The sequence below is a fragment of the Brevibacterium samyangense genome (assembly GCF_039529845.1).
GTDB classification, from domain to species: domain Bacteria; phylum Actinomycetota; class Actinomycetes; order Actinomycetales; family Brevibacteriaceae; genus Brevibacterium; species Brevibacterium samyangense.
Window position 1 is genome coordinate 231956 of the sequence record NZ_BAAANO010000005.1, and the last position, 16260, is coordinate 248215.

General features: G+C 70.3%; 17 protein-coding genes. 7 read left to right on the forward strand and 10 right to left on the reverse strand.

The genetic code is table 11. From position 1 onward, the window contains the following. Positions 1–43: 43 nt before the first annotated feature. Positions 44–586, reverse strand: coding sequence for a YqeB family protein (locus tag ABD172_RS03305; protein WP_344306909.1), 543 nt, complete (start codon positions 584–586; stop codon positions 44–46). 116 nt (positions 587–702) lie between these two features. Between ABD172_RS03305 and ABD172_RS03310 the strand changes: the two genes are divergently transcribed. After that, positions 703–1299 (forward strand): TetR/AcrR family transcriptional regulator, encoded by a 597-nt coding sequence (locus tag ABD172_RS03310; RefSeq protein ID WP_344306911.1) that lies wholly within the window; start codon positions 703–705, stop codon positions 1297–1299. 21 nt (positions 1300–1320) lie between these two features. On the opposite strand, the gene ABD172_RS03315 is transcribed toward ABD172_RS03310, so the two are convergent. Both ABD172_RS03315 and ABD172_RS03320 read right to left on the reverse strand, forming a co-directional pair. Beyond that, complete coding sequence (locus ABD172_RS03315; protein ID WP_344306913.1) at positions 1321–2217, reverse strand: hypothetical protein; 897 nt, start codon at positions 2215–2217, stop codon at positions 1321–1323. Positions 2218–2338: 121 nt separating this feature from the next. Further along, entirely contained in the window at positions 2339–4039 is a 1701-nt protein-coding gene (locus ABD172_RS03320; protein ID WP_344306915.1) for a glycoside hydrolase family 3 protein, read from the reverse strand. A gap of 95 nt (positions 4040–4134) precedes the next feature. On the opposite strand from ABD172_RS03320, the gene ABD172_RS03325 reads away from it, so the two are divergent. The 3 genes from ABD172_RS03325 (at position 4135) to ABD172_RS03335 (ending at position 6105) form a co-directional block, all read left to right on the forward strand. Next, a complete protein-coding gene (locus tag ABD172_RS03325; RefSeq protein ID WP_344306916.1) occupies positions 4135–5283 on the forward strand; it encodes a glutamate--cysteine ligase in 1149 nt (382 codons plus the stop codon). A 251-nt stretch (positions 5284–5534) separates the two neighbouring features. Beyond that, complete coding sequence (locus tag ABD172_RS03330; protein ID WP_344306918.1) at positions 5535–5807, forward strand: type II toxin-antitoxin system RelE/ParE family toxin; 273 nt, start codon at positions 5535–5537, stop codon at positions 5805–5807. Between the two features lie 13 nt (positions 5808–5820). After that, a complete protein-coding gene (locus ABD172_RS03335) occupies positions 5821–6105 on the forward strand; it encodes a HigA family addiction module antitoxin (protein WP_344306920.1) in 285 nt (94 codons plus the stop codon). A 99-nt stretch (positions 6106–6204) separates the two neighbouring features. On the opposite strand, the gene ABD172_RS03340 is transcribed toward ABD172_RS03335, so the two are convergent. The 6 genes from ABD172_RS03340 to ABD172_RS03365 all read right to left on the reverse strand — a co-directional run bounded on the left by ABD172_RS03340 (position 6205) and on the right by ABD172_RS03365 (position 11618). Then, entirely contained in the window at positions 6205–6828 is a 624-nt protein-coding gene (locus tag ABD172_RS03340; protein ID WP_344306922.1) for an NUDIX domain-containing protein, read from the reverse strand. After that, positions 6812–7912 carry a tRNA (adenosine(37)-N6)-threonylcarbamoyltransferase complex transferase subunit TsaD gene (gene tsaD / locus ABD172_RS03345; protein ID WP_344306924.1) on the reverse strand — a complete coding sequence of 367 codons (1101 nt, stop codon included), beginning with the start codon at positions 7910–7912 and terminating at the stop codon, positions 6812–6814. Before tsaD ends, ABD172_RS03340 begins: the two co-directional genes overlap by 17 nt. Next, the gene (locus ABD172_RS03350) at positions 7909–8505 is read right to left on the reverse strand and encodes an SRPBCC family protein (RefSeq protein ID WP_344306925.1); all 597 of its coding nucleotides are present in this window, start codon (positions 8503–8505) and stop codon (positions 7909–7911) included. The genes tsaD and ABD172_RS03350 overlap by 4 nt, the downstream gene beginning before the upstream one ends. After that, positions 8502–9461, reverse strand: a complete 960-nt coding sequence (locus ABD172_RS03355) for an aldo/keto reductase (protein WP_344306926.1) — start codon at positions 9459–9461, stop codon at positions 8502–8504. The genes ABD172_RS03350 and ABD172_RS03355 overlap by 4 nt, the downstream gene beginning before the upstream one ends. 73 nt (positions 9462–9534) lie before the next feature. Then, entirely contained in the window at positions 9535–10407 is an 873-nt protein-coding gene (locus tag ABD172_RS03360; RefSeq protein ID WP_344306927.1) for a sulfurtransferase, read from the reverse strand. Then, positions 10404–11618: a class I SAM-dependent methyltransferase gene (locus ABD172_RS03365; protein ID WP_344306929.1), complete on the reverse strand. Its 1215-nt coding sequence runs from the start codon at positions 11616–11618 to the stop codon at positions 10404–10406. The genes ABD172_RS03360 and ABD172_RS03365 overlap by 4 nt, the downstream gene beginning before the upstream one ends. Before the next feature lie 100 nt (positions 11619–11718). On the opposite strand from ABD172_RS03365, the gene rsmA reads away from it, so the two are divergent. The 3 genes from rsmA to ABD172_RS03380 all read left to right on the forward strand — a co-directional run bounded on the left by rsmA (position 11719) and on the right by ABD172_RS03380 (position 15553). Next, a complete protein-coding gene (rsmA, locus tag ABD172_RS03370) occupies positions 11719–12588 on the forward strand; it encodes a 16S rRNA (adenine(1518)-N(6)/adenine(1519)-N(6))-dimethyltransferase RsmA (protein ID WP_344306931.1) in 870 nt (289 codons plus the stop codon). After that, on the forward strand, positions 12585–13601 hold the full coding sequence (locus ABD172_RS03375) for a 4-(cytidine 5'-diphospho)-2-C-methyl-D-erythritol kinase (RefSeq protein ID WP_344306933.1): 1017 nt from the start codon (positions 12585–12587) through the stop codon (positions 13599–13601). Before rsmA ends, ABD172_RS03375 begins: the two co-directional genes overlap by 4 nt. A 104-nt stretch (positions 13602–13705) precedes the next feature. Next, positions 13706–15553, forward strand: coding sequence for an ABC-F family ATP-binding cassette domain-containing protein (locus tag ABD172_RS03380; RefSeq protein ID WP_344306934.1), 1848 nt, complete (start codon positions 13706–13708; stop codon positions 15551–15553). 104 nt (positions 15554–15657) lie between these two features. On the opposite strand, the gene ABD172_RS03385 is transcribed toward ABD172_RS03380, so the two are convergent. Further along, a complete protein-coding gene (locus ABD172_RS03385; protein WP_344306936.1) occupies positions 15658–16221 on the reverse strand; it encodes a MarR family winged helix-turn-helix transcriptional regulator in 564 nt (187 codons plus the stop codon). Between the last annotated feature and the right edge of the window lie 39 nt (positions 16222–16260).

Genomic DNA, 16260 nt, shown 5'->3' on the forward strand with positions numbered 1-16260 from the left:
TCGTCGGGGCTCGTGGTCCTCGGGAACTGCAGAAGAACTGTGCTCAGACGGTGCCGAAGGGGTAGCCGTGTGCCCGGAAGGCACGCTCGATCCGTGTTCTGTTGCCCTCGACGGAACCACGGAAGAGCGTGCCTCCGCCGGTTCCGAGGACGACGAGGTTGCCGTCCTCGAACCACACGCCCGCGCACGACGTACGTCTGATCTCCCGTCGGCCGTCGTGACCGTCGATGACGATCCGGTCGTCGTGGATCTCGAGATTTGTTGTCGTGAACGCGACGAGGGCGGTGACGAGGAGGCCGAGGAGGACCCCTGCACCGGGTCGGACCACGGCCATCGCCGGGCTCTCGAGGGCTGCGGCCCAGGTGACGACCTGCGGGAGGTCGAGGAACGGGATCCTGCCGACCCAGGTGACGAGAACGGGGAGGAACCACCCCAGTGCTCCACCTGCGATCGCGAAGCCGCCGGCGAGCACGGTGATGTCCGTGCGGGTGAGTGCGAACCGGGCGCCACCGGTCGAGGATTCCCCGTGCCCGGTCGATCCGGTGAGGGAAGGGGTGGTGGCGGAGTCGGAATGACGGTGTGTCATGGCCGCTGTCCTTTCGCAGGAGGGGTGCGGTCGGGCGTGGAACAACTCTGTCCCACAATGGTACATGCATGTTCCACTCTGGAACAGGGGAGTACCGCCTGTGCGAGAATGGAACGATGAACGACGACCTCCTCCGGCGCATCGCTTCCGTCCTCGCCGCACACCCCACGGCCTCGATGGCCGAAGTGGCCCGCTCCCTCGGCATCGGCAGGACGACGCTGTACCGTCGGTTCTCCGACCGCGAGGCGATGACGCGGGAGGTGGCGGCGCAGGCCGGGGCCGACTTCGTCCGGGCGGTCGTCGCCGCGGATCCCGGTCGAGGGCGAGGTTTCGACGCACTCGCGCGGATCGCTCGGGCACTCTTCGACCTCCCGGACGTCCTCACCCTGCTCTTCGCGGACACCCCGCTCCTCACCGACCCGGTTCTCGAGGCCGCGTACGGCCGGGTGATCGCCGACAGCGGGGAGAAGGCGAATCCGCACGCGATCCCCGCCGAGATGCTCGAGACCGACAACGATCTCATCGCCGCGGTCGTCCTCCGTGGGCGCGGAGACGGGTCGATCCGCGACGTGCCGGTCGCATGGGCGGCGATGTTCGTCTACTTCACGCTCGGGTCCGCCCACCTGTACGCGACGGGTACGGGCGCTTCACGGTCGGCCGCGCTCGACCTCGCGCTCGAGGCCTTCGACCGCACGCTCGGCGTCGCCGGGTGAATGCGCTCGGCGCGGTGGGGCTCACTCGAACTCGAGGAACTGGGCACTCGGATGGGCGAGCACCGTCGAGCGCAGCGACTCCGCGAACCGCTCGTCCCACGTGGCGGCGAGCCGGTCCATGAGATCGACGAGGCGTTCGCGCAGGCCCGTGCCGGTCACGAGAATCGACGGGACGTTCGGCACGTGCACGAGGAGCATCGCGACGGCGTGGAAGAGGTCGTGGAACCGCGGCTCCGTGAGGTCCGGGTCGTCGAGTGCTTCGCTCACCGACGCCTCGGCCCGGGAGATCTCCTCCCCGAGATCCCCGAGGCGCCATGCCACCCGCACCCAGTCCCGTGCGGTCCCGAGGTCGCGGGGCGTGAGCGTGCACGGTTCGAACCCCGACTGCAGGGACGGCGGCAGCGCGTCGAGGGCGGGTTGCACCTGCGGCACGGCATCCGCGAAAGCGATGAGCACACCCGGCCGCAGTGGGCGGTACCCGGCTCGGCGGAAGGCTTCGTGCGCCTCGGCGGTCGGGTCGGAGGCGTCGCCGGGGTCCGGAGAGGCTGCTCCGTCTGCTCCCGGCACCGGAACGAGGAACGCCGGGAACGCGCCCGTGTACGCCGGGGGAGTGCCGGCCGCGGCGAGCCGGGTGAAATCGGTGTCATAGTCGGGTGCGCGGCGGTACACCGTCGTCCGGCCCCATGCGCCCGGGAGGAGCACGTGCCCGGCGGCGAGGCGCGACAACAGATTCGACACCGCCGAGGGCGTGTAGCCCTGCCTGGCGAGCACGATCGGGAACAGCGGTGCGGGGACGACACGGGCGTGGAGCCGCCCGAACACGCTGAGGACGTCGAACACCGCACGGGTCTCACCGGAGGCGGACGTCGACGCCGCAGCACGGTGGGCATTCGGTGCAGGGCGCGGTGCAGGCTTCACAGGACGAACCTAACCCGATTCAGGCCCGGTGACCAGGGGAAATGCGGGGACCCTCCGCGCGGTCGGGGCCCGGCGAGGCCGACCGGATGCCGGTCGGGACACTGCTCGCCGCAGCCGGCACTCAGCCGCAGTCGGGCGGTTCGACCCCGTCGAATTCGACCGGCAGTTCCCCGGACGCCTCGAGGTCGCCGGCGAGGTACTCGGCCGCGGCGCGCAGTCCGGCCGCGTAGTCGTCGTAGAGCGCGAGCACGGTGTCCCCGTCCCCGGCGTTCGCGGCCGCCTCGGCGAGATCCCAGGGTGCGTCCGTGCCGATGACGACATCGGCCCCGGTGTTCGTCGCGTCGAGGGCGACGGAGACCTCGGCGTCGTCCGTGATCGTGAGGCCCGCGTCCGCGGCGGCGTCGGTGAACACGGCCAGTACCTCCTCCGAGGCGCTTGCCACCGTGACCTCGGAGGTACCTTCTCCCTCGGACCCGGCGTCCGCGAACGTGCATTCGCCGGCGAGGACCGTGAGCGACGCGTCGGCGAGATCCTGTGTCGCGTCATCGACATCGGTGCCTTCGGCCTCGTCGCCGGAGGCATCGGCAGCGTCGTCGCCACCGACAGCCGCCTCCTGCCACAATCGCGCGGCGACGACCCGTTCGGCCGCCTCGACGAGCCGATCACGCGGCAGTTCACCGGATTCGAGCGCCGCACCGAGCGCGCTCACCGCCGCCTCGGTGTCCGGTGGCATGAGGGCGAGGTCGGCTCCGGCCGCGATCGCGTCGACCGTCTCGTCGCCGGGTGTCTCCGGGGTGATCGCACCCATGTTGAGCGCATCCGTGACGACGAGGCCGTCGTAGTCGAGGGTGTCGCGCAGAGCCTCGTACGCCTCCGGGTTGAGGGTCGCGGGGACCTCCTCGGCGCCGGGCAGGCCGATGTGGCCCATCATCACCGTCGGTGTCCCGGCCTCGACCGCCGCCTCGAAGGGCACCCGGTCCCGGTCCGCCATCTCCTCGATCGACTCCTCGGACACCGGCAGGCCCTCGTGCGAATCCGTCGTGAGCGCGCCGTGTCCGGGGAAGTGCTTGGCGGAGGAGAGGATGCCCCCGGTCGAGTACCCGGTGCTCGCGGCGGACACGATGTCCGCGACCCGTTCGGGGTCCGAGCCTGCCGACCGGACGTTGATTGCGGGGTCCGCGGCACCGACGGTGACGTCCGCGACGGGCGCGAAGTCGAGGGTGAACCCGAGCGACCGCAGTTCGTGGGCCTGCGCCTCCGTCACCGCCTCGGTGAGCGCGGGATCGTCGGCCGCGCCGTGGGCCATGAGGGGCGGGACGTCCGGCCCGGCCCCGTCGAGGCGCGCCACCGGACCGCCCTCCTCGTCCACTCCCACGAGGAGCGGGAGGGACTCCTCCTCGGAATCCGTGATCGCCGCGGTCACCTCCCGGACCTCCTCGGGACCGGCGCCCTCGGGCAGGTTGTCACCCATGACGATGACCCCGGCGAGGTGGAGGTCGGCCGCGAGCTGAGCGGCCACGGTGCCGTCGGTGCCCGGGTACGTCGCCATGACGACCGCGCCGGTGAGTTCCTCGTCGGAGTACCCGGCGACGATCTCCGCTGCTTCGTCGGCGAAGTCGGCGGGTGTTCCCGGCCCGGAATCCGCGCCGGCCGCTGCCCCGGTGGGCGGGACGGTTCCGGAAGCCGAGTCCGCCGGAGGTGCCGTGGTGTCGGAACCGGCGGGCGCCTCGGCGGGGGAGAGGGCGCCACACCCGGTGACGAGGACGGCGGCGGTGCCGAGCGCGAGAAGGCGGGAAGTGCGGCGAGCCTGGAGTCGGACCATGGTCCCCACGCTACAGGCCGGTCCGCGCCCCGCCCGGGAAGACGGTCGTTCCCCCGTGTGAGGGAGGTCTCGTGCCCGGAACTAGGATGGCAGGCATGGTGGAATTCGCTCGCTCGGCCCGGTCGACACTCGGGGTGGAATGGGAACTCGCACTCGTCGATGCGCGTTCGATGGAACTCGTCCCGCGTGCCCCGGAACTCCTCGGGCTCGCCGCGGACGTTCCCGGTCTGTCGACGAAGGCGGTGGGCGAGATGCTCACGAACACGGTCGAACTCGTCACCGGCGTGCACGACACCGTCGGTGGTGCGATGGACGATCTGCGGGTGGCGGTCGGTGATCTGCGCGGGCTCGGTGAGAAGCTCGGCGTCAAGCTGTTGAGCGCCGGCACGCACCCGTTCTCCCGGTGGTGGCAGCAGCAGATCACGGACAAGGAACGCTACGCGGAGCTCGTGAACCGCACCCAGTGGTGGGGCCGGAACATGCTCATCTACGGGGTGCACATGCACGTGGGTGTCGACGACGTCCGCAAGGTCATGCCGATCATGAACGCGATGCTCGCGTACATCCCGCACCTCCAGGCGCTCAGTGCCTCCTCGCCGTTCTGGGACGGTTCGGACACCGGGTACGCCTCGAACCGCGCGATGATGTTCCAGCAGTTGCCGACCGCGGGCATTCCCTTCCAGCTCGAGGACTGGGCGGGGTACGAGAAGTACCTCGACGACATGCTCACGACCGGGGTCATCGACGTCATCAACGAGGTGCGCTGGGACATGCGCCCCTCGCCGAACAACGGCACGCTCGAGGTGCGGGTGTGCGACGGCATGTCGAACCTCGGGGAGATCGGGGCGCTCACCGCGCTCGTCCAGTGCCTCGTGGACGACATGTCCGGTCGGCTCGATGCGGGGGAGACCCTGCCGACGATGCCCGACTGGTTCCACCGCGAGAACAAGTGGCGCACCGCCCGGTACGGCATGGACGCGATCATCATCGAGAACGCCGAGGCGCGCGAACGCCTCGTCACCGAGGTCCTCGCCGACGAGGTCGAGCGGCTCCGCCCGACCGCCGAACGCCTCGGCTGCGTCGCGGAACTCGAGGACGTCCTCCGGATCGCCGAGGCGGGAGCCGGGTACCAGCGCCAGCGCGCGGTCCTCGAGTCCACGGGTTCCCTCATCGAGGTCGCCCGCTCGCTCGTCGAGGAACTCGAGACCGACAGCCCCTGCGAAGCGTTCGGCTCCCGGGACTGAGCTGTTCGAGGTGGTGCGGGCCGCGGAAGCGCGCGTCGGTGAAGCGCCGTCCGAGAGAGCGAGCCAGTCGGGGTATCAGCAGTGCAATTGGTGCATCAGCAGTGCACTTCGGCACGACATCGTGCCGAAGTAACGTGCCGAAGTGCGCTCCTGACGGAGAAGTCACGGTTCTGACCGAAGCATTGTGATTCTGGTCGACACCCCGATTCGTTGTATCGCGTAACGATACGCGATGCAATGAACCGGTGATCGTGAGTTTCCAGCACAAGGGCCTGGAGGCCCTGTACCGGACCGGCTCCAAGAAGGGCGTTCGCGCCGATCATGTGCCGGAACTGCGGCGTATCCTCTCGGTGCTCGATGTAGCGGAATCAGAAGTTGACCTGGCGATCCCGTCGTTCCGGACTCATCCGTTGAAGGGTGACGAGTCGGAACGCTGGTCGATCTGGGTCAACGGCAACTGGCGCGTGACATTCCGCTTCATCAAGAGCGACATCGAGTTGGTTGATTACGAGGACTACCACTGAAAGGAGTGGCGACATGATCCATGATCCGGTTCACCCCGGTGAGGTGCTCCGCGAGGACGTCCTCTCAGAGCTCGGCCTCGGTGTCGGCGAAGCCGCTGACCGTCTCGGCATCTCACGCGTTGCCCTCAGTCGTGTCCTTCACTGCCATGCTCGTATCACCCCGAATCTTGCGGTGCGACTGGAAGCGGCAGGAGTCAGCACTGCCCGTGCCTGGCTCGCGATGCAGACCGCGTACGACCTCGCGGCCGAGACCAGCCTCGGAGTGCCCTCGGTCGAGCCGCTCAGCCCGGCGGTCTGACACCTGCTGCGGTCGAGTTGCGTGCAACCGTCCGGGGAGTGTGTGCCGTCTGCGGGGAAGGCGTGCACGAGGAGACCCGTCCGGGGACGGGGGCGAGACTCACCCCTCGAGGTGGGGCCTCAGGTGGGGCCAGGCGGCGGCGAAGGCGTCGTGGAGCCGGTACGTCTCGACCTCCGCGAGCGGCACCCATTCGAGGGCGAGGCTCTCGACGTCGTTGATGTGCGCCTCGAAGTGTTCGAGCGCCCGGGCGACGACGGTCGTGTAGCTCCACCCGGTCCGCTCGAGGACGTGGGTGTGGAGGATCTCGATGCCGCTGCCGTCGACCGGCGGGCAACCGGCCTCCTCGTGGCATTCGCGGATCGCGCCCTGCAACGGGGTTTCGCCCTCGTCGATCGCACCACCGGGGATTCCCCAGGTGCCGCCCTGGGCGGACCACAGCGCGCGGTGCTGCAGGAGAACACCGCGGTCGGGATCGTGGAGGAGGAGCCCGGCGGCCCCGAACTTCCCCCAGAACCGGCCCTCGGGAGTCTCCACCCAGCCGTCACCCGAGCGGCGTTTGCCCCGCAGGTGCGTGAGGAGTTCGTCCCGGGTCATGTCGAGTCCGGGCACGGTGTCGTCCCCGGCGAGGTCTGCGAGGAGCGGCTTCCTGGGAGCGGAGTCCTCAGCGCCGGCCCCCGAAGAGTTGGCACCCCCGGCGTTCGATTCCTCAGGCGACGAGGACATGGTCGACCTCCAGCGACGAGGTGACCCCGAACGCGGGGTCGGAGGGGGCGAGCCCACGACGCACGATCTCCGCGCCGAGTGCGGCGACCATCGCGCCGTTGTCGGTGCACAGCGAGAGCGGTGGCACGCGCAGTGTGACGCCGGCAGCCTCGCAGCGTTCGGCGAGGCGTTCGCGCAGCCGGCCGTTCGCGGCGACCCCGCCGCCGAGGAGCACGTGGTCGATCCCGGTGTCCTCGCACGCGAGGAGCGTCTTGCGCACGAGCACGTCGACGACGGCCTCCTCGAAGCTCGCGGCGACGTCGGCGAGGCGGACGGCGTCCGCGGAAGCACCTCGTGCCTCGGCGGCGGTGATGAATCGCAGGGCCGCGGTCTTGAGCCCGGAGAAGGAGAAGGAATAACGACGCGCGGGATCCCGGAGGTCCTTCGCGGTGTTGAGGCCCCGCGGGAATCTCACTGCGGTCGGATCACCGGGGACACCGGTGCCGTCGAGGATCCCGGCTGCGGCCTTCGAGATGTTCGGCCCGCCGGGGTACGAGAGCCCGAGGAGGCGCGCGGTCTTGTCGAAGGCCTCACCGGCGGCATCGTCGATCGTCGCGCCGAGGAGTTCGATGTCGTCGACGATGTCCCCGATCCGGAGGATCTCCGTGTGCCCACCGGACACGAGGAGCGCGATCGTCGGCGTGTGGAGGCCGGGGGAGTCGGGGGCGACGAGGTCGACCGCGACGTGCGCAGCGAGGTGGTTGACGCCGTACAGCGGCAGCCCGGTCGCCGCGGCGAGGCCCTTCGCGGCACTCACCCCCACCATGAGCGCACCCGAGAGGCCGGGGCCGGCGGTGACCGCGATCGCGTCGAGGTCGTCGAGCGTCACCTGCGCCTCGGCGAGGGCGGCGCGGATGGCCGGGCCGATCGCCTGGACGTGGGCGCGCGACGCGACCTCCGGGACGACCCCTCCGAACCGCACGTGCTCGTCCATCGAGGACGCGACGGTGTTCGTGAGGAGGGTCGTGCCGCGGGCGATCCCGACCCCGGTCTCGTCACAGGACGATTCGATCCCGAGGACGAGCGGTGCGCGCTCCTCGCTCATCGATCCTCCTCCGTGGCATCCGTATCCGCCTCGGCCGCGACCTCGTCCGCGAGCTGCGCGTACCGCGTGTAGAGCTCCTGCTCCTCGACCGTCGTGTCCGGGACCCCGAGCATCTCGAGGAGGTAGCGCAGGTGTGTCTCCCACACCGGCCCGATGTCCGCGATGACCGTGGCGGCCTCCGCGAGGGACTCGAAGGTGTGGGTGACGACGATCCGGGTGCCACCGGCGCCGGGATCGTCGGTCGGGGTGATGCCGATGCCGACCTTCCCGAGCGCCCCGAACTCGACGAGCACGTGACCGTGGTCCTCGATGTCGACGAGCTCGGCGCGCAGGGGTTCCTCGTCCGGGTTCTCGTCCATCCGGAAGAGGAGCGTGCGTCCGCCGTCAGCGGGGCCATCACCGGAGGAGTCCTCGGAATCGGATCCTCCGGAACCCTCGCCCGCGGATTCCTCCACGGTGAACGGCGCGAACCACTCGGCGACCGCTTCCGGGTCCGTCATGACGGTCCACACGGTCTCCACATCGGCGGTTACCGCCGCGTCGAGGACGAGGTCGGTGCCGTTCTCCCAGGTGACGACGGACGCGGTGATCATCGCGGTGCGACCGCCGTGAGGGCTGCGACCTCGTCGGCCGTGAGCTCGAGGGCGGCACCGGCCATGAGGTCCGGCACCTGCTCGGCGACGCGGGCCGAGGCGATCGTCGAGGGGATCGTGTCGTGCGACAGCTGCCACGCGAGGGCCACGGCCGTCGGGGAGGTGCCGTGGGCGGCGGCGATCGCGCGGAGGAGTTCGACGGCCTTCACCGCTGTCGGGTCCTCGAGGAACTTCGCGACGACCCCTGTGCGGGCCGAGCCCTCGGCGCCACCCTCGTCGAGGTGCTTGCCGGTGAGGAACCCGGCGGCGAGCGAGGCGAAGGGCAGTTCGCCCATGCCCTCGGCGCGGATGTACTCCTCGAGGGCGAGCGAGTAGTCCTCGCGGGCGAGGAGGTTGAAGCGGTTCTGGATGACCGCGTAGGTCGCGAGGCCGTTCTCCTGCTGGATGCGGCGGGCGGAGGTGAGGCGCTCGAGCGTGAAGTTCGAGGCGGCGAGGTGACGGACCTTGCCCTCCTGCACGAGTGCGTCGAAGGTCTGTGCGACCGCGAGCTGGTCCGCGTTCGGGTCGTCCTGGTGCGCGTAGTAGAGGTCGATGTAGTCGGTCTGCAGGCGCGTGAGGGAGTCCTCGACGCACGCGCGGATGTTCGCGGGGTCGAGGTTGTCCTTGCCGTCGAGCATGCCGACCTTCGTCGCGATCACCGTGGAGTCGCGATTGCCGCGGTCCTTCATCCACTGGCCGATGATCGTCTCCGACTCACCGCCGACGCAGCCGGGGACCCAGCAGGTGTACATGTCCGCGGTGTCGACGAAGTTGCCGCCGGCGGCGACGTACGCGTCGAGCACGGCGTAGGAGGTGTCCTTGTCCGCACCCCAGCCGAAGGGGTTGCCGCCGAGGTTGAGGCGGTGGACGGAGAGATCGGTGCCGGGAAGGGTGACGAGGGGAGAGACAGAGATCATGGGGTCCATTCTAGGGGCGGGTAGGCCCCGGGTACCCGTGCTCACGCCCCGACCGCGCTCACGCCTCGGCGCCTCACTCCTCGCCGACGGCCACCGGGCGTTCGGGATCGCTCGACCATCCCGACCACGAGGCGGGGTAGAGCGCCGCGTCCACCCCGACGAGGTAGAGCGAGAGGACGTCATGGCACGCCGTGACCCCGGAACCGCAGTACACGCCGACCTCGCCCCACAGGGCACCGAGCGTGGAGAACCGCTCCTCGAGCTCCTCCGTCGAGAGGAACTCCTGGCCGTTCATGTTGCCGGTCGACGGAGCGTTCTTCGCTCCCGGGATGTGCCCGGCCTTCGCATCGAGCGGTTCGGTCTCCCCGCGGTAGCGCTCGCCGGCACGCGCGTCGAGGACGACGCCGGACTCCGAGGACGCGAGCGAAGCGATCTCGTCGGCGCTCAGTACCGGCATGGATCCGGGGGTGATGGTGACCTCGGAGGGGGTCACCTCGGGTTCCTCGGTGGAAACGGGGAATCCGTGACGGTTCCACGCGCTCCAGCCGCCGTCGAGGACCCGGACGTTGTGCAGGCCCGCCCACTTGAGCAGCCACCACGCGCGGGCGGCTCCCTGGGAGGCGTTGTCGTCGTACACGACGACGGGAGTGTTCTCGGAGATGCCCCAGCCGCGGACGGTCGCCTCGAACGCCGACGCCGAGGGCAGCGGGTGCCGTCCGGCGAGCGGGTCGGGATTCGCGTGGTCCGACAGGTCGGAGTCGAGGTCGACGTAGATCGCCCCGGGGATGTGCCCGGCCGCGTAGTCCGCGCGATTCTGCGGCTGCGATCCCGGGACCGAGAGCGACCACCGGACGTCGAGCAGCACGGGAGCGAGACCCGCCTTGAGCAGACGGGCGAGTTCGGGTGCGGTGACGAGGACGTCCTCGCGGACACGAGTGGGCATCATGACTCCTTCGGGATCTCGTCCGCGAGGATCACGACGTGGTCCTCGCCGAGGCGTGTGAAGAACAGCGTAGCCCGCTCGCCCGCAGGCAGTCTGAGTTTGCGACGAACCGTCTCGGGAACGATGTCGGACCCACGTTTCTTGATGACGACTTGCCCGATCCCGCGCTTCACGAGTGCGGTGCGCAACGGTTTGAGACCGGCCGGCAGGACCTCCCGCACCTTCCACGTCCGCACCGCGGTCTCCGCCGCGCCGACGGGCAGGCGGTCGCCCGTGAGGTACGCGATCGGTGCGGAGATCCGCCGGGCATCGAGGGGCTCGCACAGCGCGGTGACGAGTCCGGCGCGCACGATCGCACCGTCGGGTTCGAAGAGGAATTCACCGAGGTCGCCGATCCCGTCCTCGTCCCCGTCCGGCAACCGGGACTCGTGGATCCGCACCGCCCCCGAGGCGCCGAGCACGAGCGCATTGCGTCCCGGCTCCTCGATCGCGGCACCCGCATAGAGGCACGCCTCGACGACGTCGCCGGCGTGGGAGACCCACTGAGCCTCCCAGCCCTCCGGGACGAGACCGTGGTCGAGCGCGGGGCCGAGTTTGATACCGACGGCATCGACCTCCTCGGCGACGGAGAAGGCCCAGGACAGGGGAGGGGAGAACGCCTCGGGGTCGCTCAGTCGGTGTGCTTCTCCGCGACCGGTGGTGCCACGGCGCCGCGCCGGGTCCATCCACACGGCCTGCGCACGGGAGAGGTCGTAGTCCTCGGCGGAGCCGTGGGTGACGGAGACGTTCGGCAGGTGCCGGAGGTTCCACGCGGCGAGGGCCGCGGTGACCTCGTCGGCGTCGACCGCCTCGACGTCCCCGTCCATCCCGGCGAACGCGAGGGCGTCCGCGCCGAGGCCGCAGCCGAGGTCCGCGATTCGTCCCGGTACCGCGCTCAGCATCCGGCGTGCGTGGTGGGCGGCGACGGGCAGCCGGGTGGCCTGGGCGAGTCCGTCACGGGTGAAGAGCATGTCCTCGGCGAAGGGCCCGAACTTCGCACCGGCCTCGCGACGCAGCTGGGCCTGGAGGAGCATCGCGGCAGCCACCTCGGGCGGATGGCCCTCCTTGCGCAGCGCGGTGGCGACCTGGAGTTCCGTGGCCGGGGACCACTCGATCTCCGCGATCCGGGCCAGGACGTGGGCATCGAGAAGCTGTGCGAGGGTCTCCGGGGTCATCCCACCAGGCTAGGCGATCGACCCGGGAGCGATCGCGGTGCGGGTCCTGCGGAACCCGCCCTTCCGCGAAACCGCTCCCTTCTCCCTATAGGGTGAAACCGTGACCACCCTGCTCTCGGCCCGTGATGTCCGGGCCCTCGCCGAGGAACTCGACCTGCGCCCCACGAAACAGCGCGGGCAGAACTTCGTGATCGATCCCAACACCGTCCGCATGATCGTGCAGGCGGCCGAACTCGAGCCCGCACGCGTCGTCGCGGAGATCGGGCCGGGGCTCGGATCCCTCACCCTCGGTCTGCTCGAGGCCGGTCACCGGGTCGTCGCGGTCGAGATCGACCCGGTGCTCGCCTCCCGCCTCCCGCGTACCGTCGCGGAGTTCCACGGCGACGCGGAGTTCGACCTCGTGAACGAGGACGCACTGCGGGTCACGGACCTCCCGGTGACACCGAATGCCCTCGTGGCGAACCTGCCGTACAACGTCGCGGTGCCCGTCCTCCTCCACTTCCTCCACACCTTCGGGTCGATCGAGCAGGTGCTCGTCATGGTGCAGGCCGAGGTCGCCGACAGGCTCTCCGCCGCACCCGATTCGCGGATCTACGGCGTGCCGAGTGTGAAGGCCCAGTGGTACGGCCAGGTCTCCCGCGCCGCGACGATCGGCAAGAACGTGTTCTGGCCGGCCCCGAACATCGACTCCGGACTCGTCCGGATCGTCCGCCGCGAGACGCCCCTCGGCTCCGAGGAGCTGCGCGCGCAGGTCTTCGCGCTCGTCGACGCCGCGTTCGCCCAGCGCCGCAAGATGCTCCGCTCCGCGCTCAAGGACTGGGCCGGTGGTGCGGCCGCCGCCGAGGAGATCCTCGTCCGGGCGGATGTCGACCCGCAGGCGCGCGGTGAGACCCTCGACGTCTTCGACTTCATGCGGATCGCGCAGGCAGCACGGGATCGCGCGGCTGCGGAGAACGGAGGTCCCGCATGAGCGCCCGCTTCGCGTCCGTCACCGCCCGCGCCCACGGCAAGATCAATCCGTACCTCGAGGTCGGGGACCTCATGGAGGACGGCTACCACGACCTCGTCACGGTGTTCCAGTCCCTCGCGGTCGCGGAGACCGTCACCCTCACCGTGCTCTCCGACGGCAGCGAGTACACCGTCGACATCACGGGCCCCTACGCGGACGAGGACATCCCGCGCGACGCCTCGAACCTCGCGCTCGCCGCGGTCCTGCGGCTCTCCGAGGCGACCGGCGTCCACATCCCGGTGGCCGTGACGATCGACAAGCACGTGCCCGTCGCCGGCGGCATGGGCGGCGGGTCCGCGGACGCCGCTGCCGCACTCCTCGCGTACTCCCACCTCATCGGCGGGGTCGACGAGGACCTCCTGGCCGAGGTCGCCTCCGCCCTCGGCGCGGACGTGCCCTTCGCCCTCCACGGCGGCACGATGCTCGGCACCGGGCACGGCGACGACCTCACCCCGGTCCTCACCCGCGGCACCTACCACTGGGTGCTCGCGACGAGCACCGGCATGCTCTCCACCCCGGCCGTCTACCGGAAGCTCGACGAGCTCCGGGCGGCACGGTCGGAGGGCTTCGACCCCGCGGTGGACGGGACTCCCGAGGTGCACGGGACTTCCGAGGCGCCCCGCGCCTCGGCGGCGGAACCCGCCGACGCCGCACCCGTCCTCGCGGCGCTGGCCCACGGCGATCCCGCGGCCCTCGCCGAGGCGGTCCACAACGACATGACCGACGCGGCCGTCGCCCTCCTCCCGGACGTCGCCCACGTCATGGGTACGGGGATCCGGGCCGGTGCGCTGCGCGCCCTCGTCTCCGGCTCCGGGCCCACCGTCGGCTTCCTCGTCGCCGACGACCGCCATGCCCTCGACATCGCGGTGCTGCTCTCGGCGAGCCGCGGGGTACGGCACGTCGTGCGCACGCACGGGCCCGCCTCGGGTGCGGAGATCCTGGCAGCCCGGCCGTGGGAGCCCTCCGGGGACTGAGCGGGCACGGCCGGGCCCGGGTACAGAAGGTCCTGAGCATCGCGAGAACCGCGCACCACTAGACTCGGACGGTCGCACTTCACCCCTGCCGAAAGGACACCGCCGTGCACCTGCTCGGAGCCGAGACGATCTCCCTGTCCTACCCGAACCGCACGATCCTCGAGGACGTGACGGTGGGGATCGGTGCGGGCGACCGGATCGGCATGGTCGGCCGCAACGGCGACGGCAAGTCGACGCTCATGAAGATCCTTGCCGGGGTCCTCGAACCGGACTCCGGTCGGGTGACGAGCCGCGGCGGCACACGGATCGGATACCTCGAACAGGTCGATTCGCTCGACCCGGACCTCGACGTCCGCCGGACCGTCGTCGGGGACGTGCCCGAGCACGAGTGGGCGTCCCGTGCGGAGATCCGCGACGTCATGCACGGCCTCCTCGGTGATCTCGACCTCTCCGCCCGGGTCGGTGACCTCTCCGGTGGTCAGCGCCGCCGCGTCGCCCTCGCCCAGCTGCTCGCGGGGGAGTGGGACGTCGTCATGCTCGACGAGCCGACGAACCACCTCGACATCGACGGGGTCCAGTGGCTCGCCCAGCACGTGAAGAAGCGCTGGCCGGCCGGGCAGGGTGCCCTCCTCGTCGTCACTCACGACCGGTGGTTCCTCGACGAGGTCTCGACGACGACGTGGGAGGTCCACGACGCCACGGTCGACGCCTTCGAGGGCGGGTACGCCGCGTACGTCCTCCAGCGCGTCGAACGCGATCGGCAGGCGCAGGCGGTCGAACAGAAGCGCCAGAACCTCATGCGGAAGGAACTCGCCTGGCTGCGCCGCGGCGCGCCGGCCCGCACCTCGAAGCCGAAGTTCCGGATCGATGCGGCGAACGCCCTCATCGCCGGCGAACCGCCCGTGCGCAACACCGTCGAACTCGTGCAGACGGCGACGAGTCGCCTCGGCAAGGACGTGTTCGAGCTCGAGCACGTCTCCGTCACCTATCCGGGTGCTCCCGAACCCGTCGTCGAGGAGGTCGACTGGATCATCGGTCCCGGTGACCGCTTCGGCATCCTCGGTGCGAACGGCGCCGGCAAGTCCACTCTCGTCGGCGTACTCACCGGGGCGATCGAGCCGAGCGCGGGCCGGGTGAAGACGGGGAAGACGGTGCGGATCGCGCTGCTCGACCAGCAGCTGCGCGAACTCGACGGCCTCCAGGACGACCGGGTGCGCGAACTCCTCGCGAACAGGCGCACCGAGTACTCGACCGCGTCCGGGGACCTCACGCCCTCGCAGCTGCTCGAGAAACTCGGGCTCGGGGACGTGCTCCAGTCGCGGGTCAAGGACCTCTCGGGTGGTCAGGCGCGCCGGCTCCAGCTGCTCCTCGTCCTCCTCGACGAACCGAACGTCCTCATCCTCGACGAGCCGACGAACGACATGGACACCGACATGCTCGCGGCGATGGAGGACCTCCTCGACTCCTGGCCCGGCACGCTCCTCGTCATCTCCCACGACCGCTACTTCATGGAGCGCGTCACGGACCACCAGTACGCGCTCCGGCAGCACCGCGTGCGGCACCTGCCCGGCGGCGTCGACGAGTACCTCCGTCTCACGGCGGAGGACCGCGCGGGCGGGTCGTCCGGCGGTGGGGCCGCCGAGGCGCGGGGCACCGCAGGAGGCACCGGCACCTCGGGAGCGGGCGGCACCTCGGGCCCGGACGGTGCCGCGGGCGCCCCGGCGCTCAGTGCCGCAGAGCAGCGGCAGCTGAACAAGCAGATCCAGGCGGTGGGCCGCCGGATCGAGAAGCTCGACGGGCGGATCTCGACGCTCGACGCCGAACTCGCCTCGCACGACCAGAGCGATTTCACCGGCCTCGCGGAGATCTCCGGGAAGCGCCGGGAACTCCTCGACGAGAAGGACGAGCTCGAACTCGAGTGGCTCACCCTGAGCGAGGAGCTCGAGGGCTGAGAAGCGGCTCAGCCCTCGAATGTGGGAGCCCTCAGCGGCGTCAGCCCTCGAATGTGGGAGCCCTCAGCGGCGTCAGCCCTCGAATGTGGGAGCCCTCAGCGGCGTCAGCCCTCGAATGTGGGAGCCGGGCCGTCGGAGAGTTTCTCGATCATCGTCTGCGTCGCCTCGGTCATGAGACGGACGAAGTCGGTGCGCGCGGCGATGTCCTCGGTGCTCAGGTGCGTGAACATCGGCGTGTACGCGTCCTCGAGCATCGTGTAGAACTCCCGGATGAGGTCCGCGGAGGACTCCGTGTAGTACACGGAGATGCGTCTGCGGTCCGCGGAGTCGCGTTCGCGGGTGAGGTATCCGCGGTTCACGAGCCGCTCGAGGATCGAGGTGAGGGTCGAGGCCGACATCGACAGCAGGGTGCTGATGTACCCGGGCGTGGCGGTGCGACCGACCTCCCCGAGGGAGACGACGCTCTGCACGACCTGGAAGTCGATGAGGTTGAGGTCGTGGGCCCGCGCGTACCGCGCCATCGCGGTGCGCATCACCATCGCCTCGACCTGTGCGGCATGGACGAAGAGGGATGTCTGTTCGCTGCGTTCGACGTTCGGTGTCCCGCTCTCGCCGGTGAGGTCGGGCAGCCGCGATTCGAAGAGCTCGATGAGTGGATCGGGCAGCATGCCGCCATGCTAGTCCGATTCCGGAAATTGTGCGCGGCC